Raw genomic sequence first — 17,943 nt, forward strand, 5'->3', positions numbered from 1 at the left:
CACCTGAGCGTATCGAGTTTAGCGGAGGGACTATGGGAACAACCTACAGTGTTGTTCTATTTAGTAAAGATCCGCGCCATTCGGCGGACAAAATTCAAACGAAAGTCGATACCGTGTTAGAGCGCGTAAACGCGCAAATGTCGACTTACGATCCAAACTCTGAGCTGTCGCAGTTTAACCAGCTTGAGAGCTCCGAGCCGGTGGTTATTAGTCGTGACCTGGAAAGAGTGGTTAGCCGGGCTTTAACTATTGCTCGTGAAACCGATGGTGCTTTAGATATAACCGTTGGTCCTCTAGTGAACCTATGGGGTTTTGGACCAAACGCCAAGCCTGAACAGCAGCCAACAGCAGAAGAGCTGTCAGCGATTTCTAAACGAGTTGGGTATGAAAAGCTGAGTGTCAGTAACCATCAGCTGATAAAAGCGCACCCCGAAATGTATGTGGACTTATCGACTATTGCCAAAGGCTATGGTGTAGATAAAGTTGGAAACTTAATGGACCAGCTGGGTATTAACCAGTACCTTATCGAAATCGGTGGTGAAATTTTAGCGAAAGGCGGGAAGCCAGCCGATGAAAAGTGGAAATTAGCTGTTGAAAAACCGGTTTCTACGGAACGAGCTGTTCAGGAAATTGTCGAATTTAAAGAAGGCGCCTTAGCGACTTCAGGTGACTATCGAAACTATTTTGAAGAGAATGGTCGTCGATATTCACATATTATTGATCCAGCAACGGCAGAACCAATACAGCACAACTTGGTATCTGTGTCAGTCTTTGCGGATGATGCAATGTCAGCAGACGCTTATGCAACGGCTTTATTGGTGATGGGCACCGAGAAAGCAAAGGCGTTTGCAGATGCAAATCAGCTTGCTGTTATGCTGATTTATAAAACTGATGAAGGTTTTGAAGAGTATACCAGTCAGTGGTTTAAACCTTTATTAGTGAGCAATAAATAGGAGTAGTCATGCAAACCTTTTTAATGGTATTTGCCTTATTTGTCTTAGTCGTTTTGGCAATGGCCATTGGTTATATGGTACAGAGAAAGTCAATTTCAGGTAGCTGTGGTGGTATTAGCTCACTGGGCATGGACAAAGCTTGCGATTGCGATGACCCTTGCGATAAGCGCAAAGCACGTATGAAAAAAGAACAGCAGTGGAAAGAAAACCAGATTAATTGAAAAAAAAGCCCATACAGGTTATAACGATATAACTTTTGGTTTTACAAGCGGATGGGGGAGAAATGAAGCCGATAGACATTCAGACTAACGGTAACGAGTTATATCTCGATTGTAATGCAACAACACCGGTTCTCCCTCAAATCGCGAAAGCAGTTTCTCACACTATGGAAACTGTATTTGGAAACCCATCCAGTAGCCATATCACCGGCCTTAAAGCTCGCTATATTTTAGATACTACCAGACAACTTGCGCGCAAAGTGGTTGGTTTAGAGCGCGGGCGACTCATATTTACGAGTGGTGCCACCGAAGGTATTCAAACCGCGGTTGTTTCTGCTATCTCTCATGCGATGAAAACTCGGCCTGGCTCTAAATACCTTTTATATGGGGCGACAGAGCATAAAGCTGTTCCGCAAGCGTTAGAACACTGGAATGAACTGCTTGGTCTGCACGCTGAATTGAAAGCGATTCCGGTCGACCGTGAGGGGCGTTTAGATCTTGATTTTATAGCGCGACATGTCAGTGATGCCGCAATGATATGCACAATGGCGGTAAATAATGAAACGGGCGTTAAACAGGATATTAAAGCCCTGGAAGAGGCAATAAGAGCCAATAATGCGTCTATCCCCTGGATGGTGGATTGCGTTCAGGCGCTCGGTAAATTGCCTCTGACGCTTGATGAAACAACTATAGATTACGCGCCTTTTAGTGGACATAAACTATATGGTCCCAAAGGGATAGGCTTTATGGCGGTTCGTGAGCAGGCGCCATTCACGCCGTTACTTATTGGCGGTGGGCAAGAGTCTGGCCAACGTTCTGGTACGGAAAATTTACCTGGAATTGCGGCGTTGAATGCGTTGTTTGAGTTACTAATTACTGAAAATGAAGTACTGCAGTCTGATAAGAGGTTGCGAGAGTACCGTCGGCAGCTTGCGGAAAGCTTACAAACGGCATTTCCAACACTTGTGTTTAACCACGATTTTGAACTGAGTGTACCGACAACACTGAACTTTTCTGTGCGCGGCGTTGCTTCAAGAGACATTATGGATGTTTTTGACGCGTGCGGAATTCGTGTCAGCGGCGGTTCAGCCTGCAGCTCTAAAGTGGTCGGCAGCTTTGTGCTAAGAGCGATGGGGCTCGATGGTTGGCAAAGTGAATCCGCGATTCGAATGTCGTTTGGTCCTGCTACGTCGCAACAAGATATTGATGAAGCTTGTTACCGTATTCGGCAAGCAGGGGATGCACTAAAACACTCATGTTTACTGATAGCAGATACCAATAATGACAATGATGCGGCTTTAGATGGCGTCGTTCAACTGAAGTACGACACGCATTGTTGCTATTTAGTTATCGATAAACTGGCGAAAGAGCTTGCTGTGATTGACCCACACTCCGCGCTGTCTGCTCGTATAGAGAATATTGTTAATTGCCGTGGCTACAAGGTAAAAGCGGTTTTAAGTACCGATTCAGATTCAGAGATTTCTGAAGCAGCAAAGCTACTAAGAGGGATTGTAAGGCTAGATACAAAAACACACGATGTGTTTGGTTGGCCTGGTTTCAATGAACGCAATTGCGATGCCGTTCCGGTTGAAGCTCAGGCCGATATTGATGGTTGCATTAAGGTAGGTGAAAGGCGTCTGTTTCGGTTAGCTGGTGAGCAACCCGTTTTTGTTCTGAGTGAGCCTGCTCGTTTAAAAAGCGAGGTGAAAACTGATTTCGTTTTTTCAGGAAGTGCACCGCTTAATAGCTATCAGAGTTTAGTCTCTGTCAATGCGCTCGTTTGCCCGAAAGACGATCCCGAACATCACCTTGTTTACTCGTTATGTGAAACGATGGGGGATTGTGACCCTGGTGCCGACGTCAACATACCAATAGGTGAAACGGATGAGTTTTGGTGTCGGGATGACCTGGTGGTGATAGATGTAAGAGAGCGTCAGGAACATGTGGTATCGGATATCCCGTGCTCGGCAGAGGTCATTAATGTCCCTGTCACAGAAGCCATACAGTTCATTCATGACCACCAAGAGTTAAAAGACCGGGACATTATCTGTGTCTGCCGTTCGGGAAACCGCAGCGCTGTAGTTGCTAATGTTTTACAGCGCCATGGATTCAAACGAACGCGTCACCTTATGGGAGGGCTTGCTCTTTTGAGCTCGCCGGCTGCCAAAGCAGTCTAGCGATAAAACCGTCTTTGCCGACGAACCAACAACTAATATCGCCGTGGCACTGCACATTCCAAATGTTTTTATCAGATAATGGATACCACTGGCCGGAACCAACGTTTAATGCTGTGGCGCCTTGCGTGTTAGAGGTTAGCAGCCAGTCTCCTTCGTGTGAGACTTTACTGAGGCTGTATAGCGCACCGCTAAGAGGAGGCTCGGGTAACGCCTTGAACTCTTCGTTGGAATAGTGCCACAAGCGTGGAGCCTCTTGTTCGTCGCTTTCTTCACTCAGTGAGCCGCCGGCAATATAAAAGTTGTCTTCATCGTCAGGCCAAACGCTGGTGATACCTGCCATAGGACCTGCCTGCATAGGTGCATCGATAACCTTAAAGCGAATACCGAAAGAGCCTTTAACTAATACGCGCGCTTTGTCGGCATTACCGGTTGCTATCATCCAGGTGTCATTGTTAAAACGTGCGCAGCTACCACTAGAAGCAAAGCCACCTTCGTTCGATTGCGGCGGCTCAGCAACAGCGGAGCGAACCTGCATCCAATTGCGGCCGTCGGCGCTTCTGACCATGCGCCACTCGTCACCAACACTGTCACCATACACCCAAGCTTCACCGCTAGGTGCTAATGCCATGCAATTGAAAAATGAGTCACCTTCACCACGATAGCGTAAACGCCAGCTATTGCCGCCATTTTCGGTGTAGTAGATTCTTGACTGACCGCCGTCACCGACACTCATTGCATAAGCCCGGCGGTCATCAATAGCCTCAATGTCCCGAAATTGAAGATCGTCCGGGCCGGGCTGGAAGTACTGCCAGCTTTTTCCGGCGTCGGTTGAGCGAGCAACGGTTCCGTTTTCACCGGCGACCCAAATGGTGTTGCGGCTGACCGGGCTTATGCCAATCCAGTGTTGCTCTTTAATTGTATCGAGTATTTCCAGCTCTGGCGGTGCGGCTGCGGAGCCAAAAGTTGAAGCTCCGCTCAATAATGCCGCGGCGCAGCATGCGTTTCGTACTAGCTTCGTCATCGCCATTGTTATAACCCGTTATTAACAGTTGCTAGCGAGTGTAGCACGCTCGATGAACCCAGAGCTACAGCAAAGCGACTTACTGTGCGTCAAAGCAAATGCCATTGTCGTGTTTGCTGTCATCACCCATTAAATAAAGGTACGTTGGCATAATTTCGGTGGGTGTTTTCAGGCTCTTAGGGTCCTCAGCAGGGTAAGCTTTTGACCGCATGCTGGTTCGTGTTGCACCTGGATTAATGACATTCGTACGCAGTTTTGTTCCCTCGTATTCGTCGGCTATAACCTCAGCCATGCCTTCAGTCGCAAACTTGCTGATAGAGTATGCGCCCCAATAAGCTCTACCTTTGCGTCCAACACCTGAAGAGGTAAACACCAGAGATGCATTCGGTGCCTTCTCCATAACCGGTATCAGCGCCTGAGTCATTGCAAACTGACCCGTCACATTGACCTGCATAATGTCATCCCAGCTGTCTTTTTCAATGTGAGTAAACGGCGATAAAATGCCAAGCAAGCCTGCGTTATGCAGTACACCGTCGAGCTGACCAAACTGTTCTTGAATAGTAGCAGCCATGTCTCGGTAATGAGACGGTGTGGCGCCTTTTAAGTCTAATGGGATAATAGCCGGCTGAGGGTATCCTGCTTCGACAATCGAGTCATAAACAGCCTCCAGTTTTTCAACAGTGCGACCGAGCAATATGACAGTAGCGCCGTGTTTAGCGAAGGTTATTGACGCCTCTTTACCAATGCCGTCGCCTGCGCCTGTGACTAAAATAACTTTGTCTTTTAGAAGGTCCGGGGCGGCTTTGTATTCGTGTACGGTTTTAATTTTCATAACTGTTTTTTAATACCATTGGACTGTGGTCGGGTGAGTAGGCTATTGTAACGATATTCGAATAACTTCTCAGCAAACGAACGAAAAATCGTTAAAAAGCCTTTAATCTTATTTAATACAGGTGTATAAATTTCGTTAAGAGAAGGTACAGAATAACAAAACATAAAAAAGGATTGGGGATACCTCATGAAGAAATTACTACTCCCATTGGCAATCGGTTCGGCTCTGAGCCTTGTAGGTTGCGGAAGCGGTGACGAAGCACCTATTACGGAAAACGAAGTGAATGTCGCTGCAACACGTGTTGTGTTCGACCCGTCAAACGGTGAAATACCAGCGCCGACGAATATTTTATTGAGCGGTAGTGTTGATGGCACGTTAAATATTCCGGTCGCTGACCCAAGTGATACAGCTAACCCGCAGGTTGCTATTAACGGTTTAGACGGTTGGGGAACACACTCAACTCTGGCGTTTAATTTTTCTTTACCTGTTGATCAAAACGGCGAGCAGGTATCTGTTGATCCAGCCAGTGTGGAAGCCCAGGGAGCTGTTCGGGTATTCAAAACGGTTCAAGGTGGAACGCCCGTCTCTGAAGGTTGCGCTGCAGCTAATCCAGCCGCTGTTTGTGCGGTAACTGAAGAGTTACAGCACGGTACTGACTTCACGGTTAAAGCGACCGGTGCAGGCAGCCTAGCGGTATTGCCTCTTCGTCCTTTGGAGTCGGCGACCGGTTATTTAGTTGTTTTAACGGATAACATTCAAGACTCTTTAGGTCGTCGTGTTAAAGCGTCACAGACCTACACGCTAATGAAAGCACCAGTTGATGAAGCTCCAGCTTCTGATACGGAGTCGGGCAGAAGCTTGCAAGCGCTGGTTAATAGTTATGAAGGCGCGTTGGCACAGTTCGGTGTAGACCCTGAAGACGTCATTTACAGCTCAAACTTTACGACTCAGTCTGTCGGTGATGTTTTGGGTGCTGTAAAACTACAGATAGCAGGTCAATATACCCCGAGTTTAAGTTTGGCTAACTCAGGTAATACAGTTGCTGACACTATGACGGCAGGCGGGACAACTCCACCACCGTCAGCTGCTCTAGCTGATTTTTACGCTGGGAGTGTAACGGTACCATATTACTCAGCACACCCAGATTCGAGCACAAACCCTGACCCAACGACGGGTCGTTGGGTAGCAGCTTGTGATAGCCCTGCTGCGATATTAAATGCTATACAGGCTGAAGACGAGAACGATCAATTAAGTAATACGGATTTGGCGAGCTTACCGTCAGGGTTTGCAGAAGATCCTTCGCTACTTTTACCGCCTAATAACTGTTTCGACTTTGACACAGTTGGTGGTGATCCTGTTGATCCGGATCGCTTCGTAACGAAATATAATCCAGTAGCAGCTCCTAGTACTTTAGAATCTGTTTCAGTTTGGGCATCGGTACCTAACAGCGGAACTATGCCAACAAATGGATGGCCTGTTGTAATTTTCCAACATGGTATTACAGCTGATAAGAGTTCGTTTTTTGGTATAGCAGGAACCTTAGCATCTGCGGGAATCGCAACCGTTGCTATCGATCATCCGCTTCATGGTGGCCGAGGCTTTGACTTAGATGATGATGGAACTGCTGAGTATGTAGCAAGCGGTGACAATGGTTCAGCAACGGCATACATGAACTTAGCAAGCTTGTTGACGACAAAAAGTAATTTGAAGCAGTCAATTTCGGATTTACTAAGCCTGCGCTTCTCTCTAAATAACGTAACTGGGGCGCAATTTGATCCTACAAATGTGCATTTCATTGGTCATTCGTTAGGTGCGATTGCGGGGACAAGCTTTACTAAAATTGCGAACGAAGAAGTTGAAGACGCGAGTTTACAAGCTGCGTTTAATGTAAAAGCGTCAGTACTTGGTATGCCTGGCGGAAGCATAGCTAATTTCTTGTTAGAATCAGGTAGCTTTGGTCCTGTTATTAAGAGCAACTTGATGTACGGTCGTGATGGCTTTGATGAGTTTACTCAGTTAGTCAATGGTCAAGCTGAACAATTAGGAGTACCTCCTGAGGTTGCGATTTCGAAACCAGACGTGGCCGCTGAATTGGTTGCAGGGTTTAAAGAGGCGGCAGGTGAAGAAGCATGGGCTTCCATTAATATGGAATTGTTCGAAGCGTTTGCTTTTGCCGCACAAGCGGTTGTAGATTCAGCTGACCCTGTGAACTATGCGTCTGATTTGTCAGGAAATACGCCGGTATTTTTAATCGAAGCGGATGGTGACACTGTTATTCCGAATGCAGTAGAAGGGAAGCCTTTAGCTGGTACTCAGCCGTTAGCTGCTTTAATGCAGTTAGCAACAGTGCCAGTTGAGTCTGATGATGGTTCGGCCGTATCAGGATACGCAAGTTTTGTCGGAGGCGGTCATTCCTCATTACTGGACCCAACTCCAGAAGGCCTTGACCCTGCTGTATCTTCTGCAGTAACAACGGAAATGCAGACACAAATCCTGCATTGGTTCGGGACTGGTTTAACTCAAATAGAAGTATCAAACGAAGAAGTGGTAGAATAACCTCAGGTTATTGAAAACTCGTTATTCAAAGGCCGGCAGTTATGCTGGCCTTTTTCGTATTGGAGAAGTATATGGAGTTTCTGGTAGATATTGGTTCGTTTTTATTAAAGGCGGCCATTATTGTTATTGCTGTAGGTTTTATTATTGGCTTGCTGGCACAAGCGGCTCAAAAGCAAAAGAAAAGTAAAGGTGACTTGCAGGTAACAGACCTGTCGAAAGAGCTAAAGGAGCTTAGCGAGCATCTAAAGTTAGAGTTAATGGACAAAAAAGCTCGCAAGAAAGCAATGAAGGCGCTGAAGAAGAAAAAGCCAGCAGACGACAAAAAGCGGCGCCTTTTTGTGCTGGACTTTAAAGGCAGCATGGACGCTAAAGAAGTCGATAACTTGCGTCAGGAAGTGAATGCCATTTTGCAGTTAGCAACCGAGAAAGATGAAGTTCTCGTCCGTTTAGAAAGCGGAGGTGGGGTTGTTAATGGTTACGGGTTGGCTGCTGCGCAGTTGCAACGCATTAAATCTAAAGGGCTTACGCTTAACGTTGCCATTGATAAAGTGGCTGCCAGTGGTGGTTACATGATGGCTTGTGTCGGTCACAAGCTTTTAGCCGCGCCGTTTTCCTTTATTGGCTCTATTGGTGTGGTGGCACAAATACCGAACTTCCACCGTTTCCTGAAAAAGCATGATGTCGATTTTGAGCAATTAACAGCCGGTGAATATAAGCGCACCTTGACGTTATTTGGTGAGAACACCGACGAAGGCCGCCGTAAATTTAAGCAAGACTTAGAGGCTATCCATCGCCAGTTTAAGGCATTCGTTCAGGAGAACCGTCCGGAGCTCGATATTGATAAAGTTGCCACGGGTGAAGTTTGGTCAGGTCAGGAAGCAAAAGAGCTTGGCTTGGTGGATGAGGTGACCACGAGCGACTCGTGGTTACTTGAGCAACATAAAACGTTCAACGTATTGCAACTTAATTATGTGGTGCGTAAACCCATGAGTGAACGTTTCGCAAAAGGCCTTTCAACGGTCATTCAGACGTTAAAGTCGTCGTTGACGCGTTCAGATATCGCACAATAAGAGCCGTTAAACGCCGCTTACAATAACAAAGCTGCGCAGCTAACAACTTTTTGGTAGTCTAACGCAGTTTTTAAGAATGAATAATAAAGGACGCTTATGAGCGAAAAGAAAAAACTCAGCCTGACAAGCCGCATTGTTATCGGCATGGTCGCTGGGATCATTCTCGGCACAATCATTCGTTACGTGGCCGGCGACAATGCTTGGGTGTCACTGTATTTAACCAATGGCTTATTCGATGTTGTCGGCCAAATATTTATCACGTCACTGAAAATGTTGGTCGTGCCATTAGTGTTTGTCTCACTTGTGGTGGGAACTTGCTCGTTGAGCGACCCGAGTAAACTTGGGCGCTTAGGCGGTAAAGCCGTGGGCATGTACATGATAACGACCGCTATCGCCATAAGCTTTGCCATATTCTCGGCGGTGGTAGTGCAGCCGGGCTCTGGTATTGAGCGCTCTTCAGAGGCGTCTTTTGAAGCCAATGAAGCGCCATCTATTAGTGAAGTGATTATTAATCTATTCCCGGATAACCCAATTAATGCCATGGCAGAAGGTAACATGCTGCAAATTATTGTATTTGCGCTGTTATTCGGTATTTCGATGGCATTAGTCGGTAAGCCTGGTGAGCGTCTGAAAGGCTTCTTTGACGACTTAAACGCCGTGATCATGAAGTTGGTTGTCATACTTATGGCGGTTGCGCCTTATGGTGTGTTTGCGCTAATGGCGAAGCTATTCACCGAAATTGGCGTAGAAATGATAGGCAGTCTGGCCAAATACTTCCTGTTAGTACTCTTTGTGCTGATTGCTCATGGCCTTATTGTATACCCACTGTTTATGCGTGTACTGGCTCGTGTCAAACCGGGTATATTCCTTAAGAAAATGCGCGATGCACAACTGTTTGGTTTTAGTACAGCTAGCAGTAATGCGACTATGCCGATTACGCTGGAAACAGTGACCCGCCGTTTAGGTGTCAGCAATAGCGTTGGGTCGTTTACTGTGCCATTAGGTGCCACCATTAACATGGATGGTACTGCGATAATGCAAGGCGTGGCGACAGTATTCATTGCTCAGGTCTACGGTTTAGACTTAGGTATTGCAGAGTACTTAATGGTTATTATGACGGCGACTCTGGCGTCTGTTGGTACCGCTGGTGTACCGGGTGTTGGCTTAATTATGCTGGCTATGGTGCTACAGCAAGTTGGCCTGCCGGTAGAGGGTATTGGCTTAATTATCGGTGTTGATCGCCTACTTGATATGACCCGAACTGCGGTTAACGTCACTGGTGACGCAATGGTCAGTACCGTTGTTGCTCGCTCAGAAGGGGACTTTGATGAAGAAGTCTACTATGACGAGAATGCCGGTAAGAAATTAGAAGAGCTTTAAGTAAAGCCGGCGTGCGCATTAGGCGTACGCCGGAACTCCTGAATGGAAGCGTAACTCAGCGTCTTTCGAACGAATCAACTCAGCCTCCCACTCTCTGAACTGGTTAACTCTGTCACTAATATCGGTTTCACTGAGCTTTTGTGCAAGCTCCAGGTAGTCTTGATAGTGGCGAGCTTCTGAACGCAGTAATGACACGTAAAAACGGGCTATGTCTTCGTCCAGGTAAGGTGCCAAGGCCGCAAAGCGCTCACAAGAGCGAGCCTCAATGAGTGCACCGATAATCAGCTTGTCAATAAGTGCTTCAGGCTCGTAAGTTCTAACCTTTTGCAGCAACTGTTTTGCATAGCGTGATGCCGTGAGCTTCTGCAATGGAATGTTCCGCGCTTCCATAATTTCATAAACTTGCAGAAAGTGATGAAGCTCCTCACGTATTAAACGCGACATGCGATCAATAATGTCGTCAGCAAAAGGTTGTGACTCTGCCGCTTTTAACGCATGAGATAACTGCTTGCTTTTCTGTACATCGTTTAAGTTACCAATACCTCTGTAGACGAGATCTTCATATGGCTGTAGTGCATCCAGAAGCAACTGTCCATGACTGTCTGACACCGCATAGCGTCGCAATAACAAAGCGGCGCTCTGAGCTGCTTTTAGCTCACAATGGAGGTGATCGAGCAAAATGATGGGCAAGTTTTCTGCTTTCGCAGCTTCTTGTATCCACTCATCGGGAGTTGTGCATAGTAAAAACTCATTAATGGGTTCAAGAAGCGGTAAATAGGGCGAAACAACAGCGGTATTCAAAACGGACATTCCCCAGTTAAATTGATTAAAAATTTTAACAAAAGTGAACTAAACTTATATCAAAAGTACTTGACAGTGTTAGTTTAGTGCTGAATATTAGTCGTATGGGTGAATTTTTCAGCAGTACCTGAATCTAATAATTATAACGTATTTACGAATTGGGCGGTATGACCGCGTGTTACGGGGAAGGTGAAGTTATGATACTGAATCATATTTGGGGTTTGTACGCACACCCGGTTCAAGAGTGGAAGACAATAGACAGTAAACGCGAAAGCTTTATGTATTCGTGTTCACATACTCTGTTAGTGGCTATATTGCCATGCCTGGCTGCGTTTTATGCCTCGGCAAAAATTGGTTGGAGCGTGGGAGCTCGAGAGTCTATTTACCTTGCCGAAAACAGTGCGGTAATGCTCGCTGTCGCAATGTATGTAGGCATTATTGCTGCAACTTTTGCATTAGCGTATTTAATTTACTGGATGGCAAAAACCTTTGGAGCGGATCCTAGCTATACCAAGTCGCTGGAGCTTGCCGCTTATGCAGCAACACCGGTTATTATGTCGGGGGTTGCAGCACTGTACCCTGAACTTTGGTTTGTGGCCTTGGTGTTCCTGGGTGGTGTCGCGTATTCAGTTTATCTACTTTATTCAGGTTTGCCGGTTATTATGCATATTCCTGAAGAGCGCGGCTTTATATACGCGAGTTCAGTCGTTACTGCCGGCTTAATTGCCATGGTGGTACTGATGGTAACAACCGCTATTCTCTGGACAAATGGCTTCGGGCCGGAGTTTGTGTCAGGTTAATAGAAGCATTTAAGTTCAATAAAAAGCTCGGATACCATGAAGCATGGTCCGAGCTTTTTTGTATTTAAAGATAGCTTGTTATTTTTTAAGGTAATGGCCAGCCAGACAAGTTACCGGTGCCGCAGTTGGCTTACCGTGTTGCCAGTCACCACCTTCAACACCGCTGCCGGCAATGTCGATATGGATATAACTAAGCGGACGTGAGCTATCAATGCCGTGGTTATCGAGGCCGGAAACACCAACCAGAAATGCCATTGGGAACTGGTGGCCTCGTGGCGTTGTTGCTGACGGGCCATTATTGGATGACAGCAAGTCATCGCACAAGGTACGTCCTTTCACAAAATCGAAGTCTTCACGGCGTGACCAGGAAATTTCAGTTGGATCGCCATAGGTTTCACCGGCGTCAAATAACGCGTCCGGTAATTTTTGACGACGAGCGTGACCATTAGGAACCAGTGCGCTGTACGGGCCTTTCGCTAATGCGGCATGCCCGGTTAATGTCGCCACAGTATAGAGTTCGTGCTCACCGTCAGCCTGTGCGGCCTCTTCACGTAGATGAGACAGCAGGTCAGCCATTATTAAGCGACCTTCAGCGTCAGTATTACCGATACGAACACGTTTGCCGCTGTGGCCGGTAATAATTTCGTCGGCGACAAAAGCGTCAGAGCCAATGCTATTGCGAACAGCACCAATCTCGGCGACGACATTCAAATGCTCAGGCTGCAACTCGGCAACGGTTTTCATAAAACCGGCGACACCCGCAGCACCGCCTTTGTCACGACTCATACCTGCCATGTGACCACCGGTTTTTAAGTCTGCACCACCGGTGTCATAGACAATGCCTTTACCGGCAAACATAACGGTGCGTTCAGGTTGGCTGCCATGATATTCCAAACGAATGACGCAGGGACGATGGCGCTCAACAGCCATCGATGAACGGCCAACAGCTGCCAGTAACGGGTACTCATGTTGTAACTGCTGAGAGTCGTCGATAACGCTGACTTTTACAGGGGTATGCGCGAAAGCCTGACGGCAGTATTCTGCAAAGCGTGGTGGCGCCATGCGCTCAGGCTCGGTACCTGCTAAGTCGCGGGCAACACGCTTGCCTGCTTCAACTGCCATTGCCCAGTCTGCATCGAGTTCACCAACCAAAGTCACGTTTTCTGTTGGCTCAATCGCTTCTTCGCCATGTGCTTCACGCGCTTCTAACGGTTGATACAGTGACTGACCGACACCTAAGTAGGCGGCTAAGAAAGCCTGCTGGTAGCGGGTATCATTGATATCAACATTATTTAAGGCAATAACCGGATGGCGAGCACCGGCGTCTTGAGCAATTTTTGCCGCTTTATGTGCCGCATCGAAGACTTGGCGAACGTCGTCGAAGTCTCGGTTAAGTGGGCCTGTTGGCGCCGTTACTAAGCGTTGGCCAGGAACACCTTCAGCCTGGAGCAATAATACATCGCTACCAACGCGCTGATCGGTTGTTTTCGCTTGTTGAATTTTTTCAGCTAATGCTGAGTCATCAATAGTGTCAAAGTGACCAATGACAATCAGTGCATCAGTGCCGTCTTTTGAATAAGCGTCAGCAAGTGAGCTGACTACGTCTAATTTTGGAAATGCCATAAATACCTCATTTCTAAATGGTTAAGCGCGACGCCAGCGAGTGCCTTCAGGACCGTCTTCTAATTCAATACCCATGGCAGTTAGCTCGTCACGAGCTTCGTCTGCTACGGCCCAGTTTTTTTCTGCACGCGCATTGTTTCGCTTGGCGATAAGCGCTTCAATTTTGGCAACGTCGTCATCGTCGCCTTGAAGAAACTGGTTTGGGTCACGTTGCAGTAATCCCATAACCTCTGCAAATTCTTTTAAAATGTACGCAAGCTGTGCTGTTTTTTCTGAGTCACTGTCGCGATGACGGTTAATGTCACGAGCAATGTCAAATAGCACACTCATGGCTTCCGGCGCATTAAAGTCATCATCCATTGCCTTTTGGAACTGTTCCCAGTACCCGCTGCGTAGATCATCTGAAGCCTCTTTCGGCTCAATATCCCGCAATGCGGTATACAAACGCTCAAGTGCCGAGTGCGCTTGGTTCAGATTCTCTTCGGTATAATTCAATTGTGAACGGTAGTGGCTCGACAGAAGGAAATAACGCACAGTTTCCGCATCATAGGCTTTTAATACTTCGCGGATAGTGAAGAAATTGCCTAAAGATTTCGACATTTTTTCGTCGTTCACCTGCACCATACCGCTATGCATCCAGTACTTCACATAGTCCGAATGGTTGGCGCAGCAGCTTTGCGCAATTTCATTTTCGTGGTGAGGAAAGGCCAAGTCTGACCCGCCACCATGAATATCGAAGGTGGTGCCAAGGTGTTTTTTGTTCATGGCCGAACACTCAATATGCCAACCCGGACGACCCTCACCCCAGGGCGATGACCAAGCAGGTTCGCCGGCTTTCGCTGCTTTCCACAAGACAAAGTCAAGCGGGTCGTCTTTTTCTTCATCGACATCGACTCGTGCACCAGACTGCAGTTGCTCTAAGTCCTGGCGACTGAGTTTTCCGTACTCATTAAAAGTAGACACATCAAACAAAACGTCGCCGCTGTTGGTTTTATAGGCGTTTCCACTGTCGATAAGATCCTGAATCATTTTTAGAATCTCATCCATGTGCTCAGTCACTTTGGGTTCAATGTCCGGACGCAGCAGATTTAACGCATCGAAGTCTTCATGCATCGCATCGATAAAGCGTGATGTTAATGCGTGAAAGTCTTCGCCGTTCTCTGCTGCCCGTTTTAAGATTTTGTCGTCGAGATCAGTAATGTTACGGACATAGCTAACGTTATAACCCAGTTTACGCAAGTAGCGCACAACAATATCAAAAGCAACGTAAGTACGGGCGTGACCAATATGGCAATAATCGTACGTTGTGACCCCGCAGACATACATGCCAACGTGCCCCGGCTGAATAGGCTCGAATGACTCTTTCTTGCGTGTCAGGGTATTAAAAAGGGTGATTGCCATAATGAAATCTCTTAATTCTCTGCCGATACGAATGAAAATAAAGCGCCTATGATACCACCGATGCCTTGGCTCTGGTACACTATCGGCTGGTTTGTTACAGGAAACAGGTAGAAAAAATGCAGGTCATTTTACACACAAATTTTGGCGATATTACCTTAGCAATGCATGAAGATACGGCTCCAAAAACAGTCGATAACTTTTTGCAATACGCGCGTGACGGTTTTTACGACGGCACCATTTTCCATCGAGTGATTAATAACTTCATGGTGCAGGGCGGTGGTTTTGAGCCGGGTATGAAACAAAAAGACACTCGCGACAATATTGAGAACGAAGCACCAACTGCAAAACCTAACGTTGTTGGCTCGGTGGCAATGGCCCGCACGCCAGATCCTCACTCTGCGTCTTCGCAATTCTTCATTAACGTGAATAACAACGACTTTTTGAACTTCCAGAATGAAACACCAAACGGTTATGGCTATTGCGTGTTTGCCGAAGTTACTGACGGTATGGATGTTGTAAATACCATTAAAGATGTGAAAACAGGCTCGGCAGGTTTCCATCAGGACGTGCCGGTTGAAGACGTTGTTATCGAAAAAGTCTCTGTTAACGACTAATAATGACAACTGCGTTCATCGCTGACTTACATTTAAGTCCTGGGCGTCCGGACATTCTGGACGCCTTCGCGAACTTTTGTGAGCAAAGCACTGGTTTAGATGCTCTCTATATTCTGGGGGACTTGTTCGATGCCTGGCTTGGCGATGATGACAGCAGTGATTTTGCCTTTCAAATAAAGTCTCAAATTAAGCGTCTCAGTGACTCGGGTGTAAAAATCTATTTCATGGCAGGCAATAGAGACTTTATGGTTGGCGAGCGATTTGCCACTGAAACCGGTATCACCTTACTGCCAGACGAAACCGTTATTAACCTTTATGGTGAACGGGTTTTACTGATGCACGGTGATACGCTGTGTACCTTAGATAAAGGCTATTTGCGTTACCGGCGAGTCATTCAAAACCCGGTAGTTACCGGAGTTTTACGAAACTTACCGTTGTCATGGCGTATGCGTATTGCCAATAAACTAAGGCAAAGCTCAAACAGCCAGCGGCCTCAATTAACGTCTGAGCAGCTGTATCAGATGGATGCTCAACACCCCGCGGTGCTGCAGGTGATGGAAAAACACCAGGTGAATCAACTTATCCACGGACATACCCACCGACCTGCCATACATTGTTTTAAGTTGAGTGACGGCACACCGGCAAAACGTGTTGTTCTGGGCGACTGGTATACTCAGGCCAGTGTTTATCGAGCTTCTAAATAGCGTTTTCGCTTTTTCTCTTTCAATTTATGTATGTCTACTAGAACAAGTCCGTCTATGGAATTATTAAAGTCCGGGTCAATACCAAAGGTCAAAAACTGAACCCCACCTTTTTCACATAATTCAGAGTACTGCTTGTACATCGTAGGTATGGAAACCCCGATATTCGCCAAGTACGTTTTGAGTTGTGAAAACTCTTCTGAATAGTTGGAGCCAGAGAACGTGGGCGTTGTTGACTCCTGAGTTGACTGATAAGGGAGGTTGGCTGTTGCTAATGGCTTAACTGGAGGAAAGTGTGCCGAGTAGAACTGAACCAAAGCCGCTTGGGCATCTTTAGGTAGCGCATTACTGATACTAACCGAGCCAAACAGGTAACGATAATGAGGGTGATTGCGAAGCAGGGCGCCTATACCAACCCATAAGTATTCTAAGCTGCGCTTGCCCCAGTAGCGAGGCTGAACAAAGGAGCGCCCTAGCTCTAGCCCCTCTTCGAAAATAGATTTTATACTCTCTTCAAAACGATAAAAGCTATTGGTGTATAAGCCGTCACGACCTTTACTTTGAATGATCTTCCGACAGTCACCAAGACGATAAGCCCCGGCAATTTCTAAATCATCTGGATCCCATAAGATTAAATGCATGTACCAAGTGTCGTATTCATCAAGATCGCGTCGACTCCAGGTGCCCTCGCCAACGGTTCGAAAAGCAAATTCTCGTAAACGACCTATTTCTCTCAAAATGGGAGAGCTACCGTTGAATTCATATAAGTAAATCTTTTTCCCGCAGTGGGTTTCGCCTAAAAGCTCACATGATTCAATCGCCGCTTTTAGTGGCTGTCTTGGTTCCGGCCGTGAGATTGCAGTTTGAGTGGGGTAAATAGACGGTTTTTCAGAGCCGAGACGGTAAAGGTGTTTTTTGAATAATTTTACTTGCTGATTCAAGTTTATATTTGGCTGATTAAAAGCGGAGAGAGGAATTCTTTCTCCAATGTCACAATGAACCTGCTTTTTTTGTTGCCGGAACATTTCTTTAACTAACAAGGCTGTTGCCAGTGGTTTATAAACCATAGAGGCTGTATAAAACCAGGCTGAGTTATGAGCATTTAAACGAATCGGTAAAATATCACTTTGTGTTGACTTAGCTATTTTGAGAAAGCCTGTGGCCCAACGAGTGTCTCTGATGCCGTTAGGTCTCATACGCGACACCTCACCAGCGGGAAAAATAATAACACAGCCTTCGTTATGCAAGTGTTCACGAATATTTCTAAGATCACTGGGTTTTGGCTTTTCGCTAAATACGTTGACCGGCAGTAACATAGGCTTGAGAGGTTCAAGTTCTGTTAACCAGTCGTTCGCCACAATTTTTACGTCGCCACGTACCTCACTAACCAGCTTTAACAGTGCCAGACCGTCAAGAGAGCCAATAGGGTGATTGGCGATAATGACGAGGCGACCCATAGAGGGAATGTTGTCGAGATCTTTCGAGGCATAAGAATAGCTAAAATTAAAATAGTCGAGTACGTGCTCAACAAAGTCGATACCGTCGAGAGGCGGTAGACTATTAGCGAACTGCTGTATGTCTTTTTCATGTAATAGGTGGCGTAACAACCAAGTTGCTGGCTTTTCTAGCCAAGGCGTTTTTTTTAGCTGGGGGAGTTTATTATTGACAACCTGTTCGACGGATAACATAGCAAGCTCCAAGTATTACCTGTAAGCCTGACTGTAAATTGGTTGAGTGACAGTTTTGTGAATTCTAAAAAGAAAAGGGAGCTAAATAGCTCCCTCTTACCTATCACT

At 46.5% G+C, this 17,943-nt stretch carries 15 protein-coding genes; 9 read left to right on the forward strand and 6 right to left on the reverse strand.

What is annotated here, in order from left to right; all coding sequences use genetic code 11:
• Window positions 1-32 precede the first annotated feature (32 nt).
• The 3 genes from B3850_RS08555 to B3850_RS08565 all read left to right on the forward strand — a co-directional run bounded on the left by B3850_RS08555 (window position 33) and on the right by B3850_RS08565 (window position 3,348).
• The gene (locus B3850_RS08555; protein ID WP_273270407.1) at window positions 33-953 is read left to right on the forward strand and encodes an FAD:protein FMN transferase; all 921 of its coding nucleotides are present in this window, start codon (window positions 33-35) and stop codon (window positions 951-953) included.
• Between the two features lie 8 nt (window positions 954-961).
• Window positions 962-1,174 carry a (Na+)-NQR maturation NqrM gene (gene nqrM, locus B3850_RS08560; protein WP_126752755.1) on the forward strand — a complete coding sequence of 71 codons (213 nt, stop codon included), beginning with the start codon at window positions 962-964 and terminating at the stop codon, window positions 1,172-1,174.
• A 62-nt stretch (window positions 1,175-1,236) separates the two neighbouring features.
• On the forward strand, window positions 1,237-3,348 hold the full coding sequence (locus tag B3850_RS08565) for an aminotransferase class V-fold PLP-dependent enzyme (protein WP_286911635.1): 2,112 nt from the start codon (window positions 1,237-1,239) through the stop codon (window positions 3,346-3,348).
• Here B3850_RS08565 and B3850_RS08570 read toward each other — a convergent pair.
• Entirely contained in the window at window positions 3,299-4,375 is a 1,077-nt protein-coding gene (locus B3850_RS08570; RefSeq protein WP_286911636.1) for a WD40/YVTN/BNR-like repeat-containing protein, read from the reverse strand. The two genes, B3850_RS08565 and B3850_RS08570, sit on opposite strands and share 50 nt — an antisense overlap.
• A gap of 73 nt (window positions 4,376-4,448) precedes the next feature.
• A complete protein-coding gene (locus tag B3850_RS08575; protein ID WP_053952878.1) occupies window positions 4,449-5,201 on the reverse strand; it encodes a YciK family oxidoreductase in 753 nt (250 codons plus the stop codon).
• Between the two features lie 186 nt (window positions 5,202-5,387).
• Between B3850_RS08575 and B3850_RS08580 the strand changes: the two genes are divergently transcribed.
• The 3 genes from B3850_RS08580 (at window position 5,388) to B3850_RS08590 (ending at window position 10,207) form a co-directional block, all read left to right on the forward strand.
• Window positions 5,388-7,757 carry a VolA/Pla-1 family phospholipase gene (locus tag B3850_RS08580; protein WP_286875904.1) on the forward strand — a complete coding sequence of 790 codons (2,370 nt, stop codon included), beginning with the start codon at window positions 5,388-5,390 and terminating at the stop codon, window positions 7,755-7,757.
• A gap of 71 nt (window positions 7,758-7,828) precedes the next feature.
• The gene (gene sohB / locus B3850_RS08585) at window positions 7,829-8,827 is read left to right on the forward strand and encodes a protease SohB (protein WP_286911637.1); all 999 of its coding nucleotides are present in this window, start codon (window positions 7,829-7,831) and stop codon (window positions 8,825-8,827) included.
• 96 nt (window positions 8,828-8,923) lie between these two features.
• Window positions 8,924-10,207, forward strand: coding sequence for a dicarboxylate/amino acid:cation symporter (locus B3850_RS08590; protein WP_058579459.1), 1,284 nt, complete (start codon window positions 8,924-8,926; stop codon window positions 10,205-10,207).
• Between the two features lie 18 nt (window positions 10,208-10,225).
• On the opposite strand, the gene miaE is transcribed toward B3850_RS08590, so the two are convergent.
• Window positions 10,226-11,017 (reverse strand): tRNA isopentenyl-2-thiomethyl-A-37 hydroxylase MiaE, encoded by a 792-nt coding sequence (gene miaE, locus B3850_RS08595; protein WP_286911638.1) that lies wholly within the window; start codon window positions 11,015-11,017, stop codon window positions 10,226-10,228.
• Window positions 11,018-11,205: 188 nt separating this feature from the next.
• Here miaE and B3850_RS08600 point away from each other — a divergent pair, with 188 nt between their 5' ends.
• Entirely contained in the window at window positions 11,206-11,808 is a 603-nt protein-coding gene (locus B3850_RS08600) for a Yip1 family protein (protein ID WP_053952874.1), read from the forward strand.
• 78 nt (window positions 11,809-11,886) lie between these two features.
• Here B3850_RS08600 and B3850_RS08605 read toward each other — a convergent pair whose 3' ends face one another.
• Complete coding sequence (locus tag B3850_RS08605; protein WP_286911639.1) at window positions 11,887-13,431, reverse strand: M17 family metallopeptidase; 1,545 nt, start codon at window positions 13,429-13,431, stop codon at window positions 11,887-11,889.
• Window positions 13,432-13,452: 21 nt separating this feature from the next.
• Window positions 13,453-14,832 carry a cysteine--tRNA ligase gene (cysS, locus tag B3850_RS08610; RefSeq protein ID WP_286911640.1) on the reverse strand — a complete coding sequence of 460 codons (1,380 nt, stop codon included), beginning with the start codon at window positions 14,830-14,832 and terminating at the stop codon, window positions 13,453-13,455.
• A gap of 116 nt (window positions 14,833-14,948) precedes the next feature.
• Here cysS and B3850_RS08615 point away from each other — a divergent pair, with 116 nt between their 5' ends.
• Together B3850_RS08615 and B3850_RS08620 are read left to right on the forward strand one after the other, a co-directional pair.
• Entirely contained in the window at window positions 14,949-15,446 is a 498-nt protein-coding gene (locus B3850_RS08615; RefSeq protein WP_286911641.1) for a peptidylprolyl isomerase, read from the forward strand.
• Between the two features lie 2 nt (window positions 15,447-15,448).
• Complete coding sequence (locus B3850_RS08620) at window positions 15,449-16,150, forward strand: UDP-2,3-diacylglucosamine diphosphatase (RefSeq protein ID WP_058579454.1); 702 nt, start codon at window positions 15,449-15,451, stop codon at window positions 16,148-16,150.
• Here the strand turns inward: B3850_RS08620 and B3850_RS08625 are convergent.
• Window positions 16,132-17,835, reverse strand: coding sequence for a lysophospholipid acyltransferase family protein (locus B3850_RS08625; RefSeq protein ID WP_286911642.1), 1,704 nt, complete (start codon window positions 17,833-17,835; stop codon window positions 16,132-16,134). The genes B3850_RS08620 and B3850_RS08625 overlap by 19 nt on opposite strands.
• Window positions 17,836-17,943: the final 108 nt, after the last annotated feature.

The sequence above is a fragment of the Idiomarina sp. UBA4520 genome (genome assembly GCF_002388365.1).
Taxonomy (GTDB): Bacteria; Pseudomonadota; Gammaproteobacteria; order Enterobacterales; family Alteromonadaceae; genus Idiomarina; species Idiomarina zobellii.

Bases quoted from the DNA above. Each gene is read 5' to 3' on its own strand.
- B3850_RS08555 (WP_273270407.1), top strand. From the start codon at position 33: ATGGGAACAACCTACAGTGTTGTTCTATTTAGTAAAGATCCGCGCCAT.
- nqrM (WP_126752755.1), top strand. From the start codon at position 962: ATGCAAACCTTTTTAATGGTATTTGCCTTATTTGTCTTAGTCGTTTTG.
- B3850_RS08565 (WP_286911635.1), top strand. From the start codon at position 1,237: ATGAAGCCGATAGACATTCAGACTAACGGTAACGAGTTATATCTCGAT.
- B3850_RS08570 (WP_286911636.1), bottom strand. From the start codon at position 4,375: ATGGCGATGACGAAGCTAGTACGAAACGCATGCTGCGCCGCGGCATTA.
- B3850_RS08575 (WP_053952878.1), bottom strand. From the start codon at position 5,201: ATGAAAATTAAAACCGTACACGAATACAAAGCCGCCCCGGACCTTCTA.
- B3850_RS08580 (WP_286875904.1), top strand. From the start codon at position 5,388: ATGAAGAAATTACTACTCCCATTGGCAATCGGTTCGGCTCTGAGCCTT.
- sohB (WP_286911637.1), top strand. From the start codon at position 7,829: ATGGAGTTTCTGGTAGATATTGGTTCGTTTTTATTAAAGGCGGCCATT.
- B3850_RS08590 (WP_058579459.1), top strand. From the start codon at position 8,924: ATGAGCGAAAAGAAAAAACTCAGCCTGACAAGCCGCATTGTTATCGGC.
- miaE (WP_286911638.1), bottom strand. From the start codon at position 11,017: ATGTCCGTTTTGAATACCGCTGTTGTTTCGCCCTATTTACCGCTTCTT.
- B3850_RS08600 (WP_053952874.1), top strand. From the start codon at position 11,206: ATGATACTGAATCATATTTGGGGTTTGTACGCACACCCGGTTCAAGAG.
- B3850_RS08605 (WP_286911639.1), bottom strand. From the start codon at position 13,431: ATGGCATTTCCAAAATTAGACGTAGTCAGCTCACTTGCTGACGCTTAT.
- cysS (WP_286911640.1), bottom strand. From the start codon at position 14,832: ATGGCAATCACCCTTTTTAATACCCTGACACGCAAGAAAGAGTCATTC.
- B3850_RS08615 (WP_286911641.1), top strand. From the start codon at position 14,949: ATGCAGGTCATTTTACACACAAATTTTGGCGATATTACCTTAGCAATG.
- B3850_RS08620 (WP_058579454.1), top strand. From the start codon at position 15,449: ATGACAACTGCGTTCATCGCTGACTTACATTTAAGTCCTGGGCGTCCG.
- B3850_RS08625 (WP_286911642.1), bottom strand. From the start codon at position 17,835: ATGTTATCCGTCGAACAGGTTGTCAATAATAAACTCCCCCAGCTAAAA.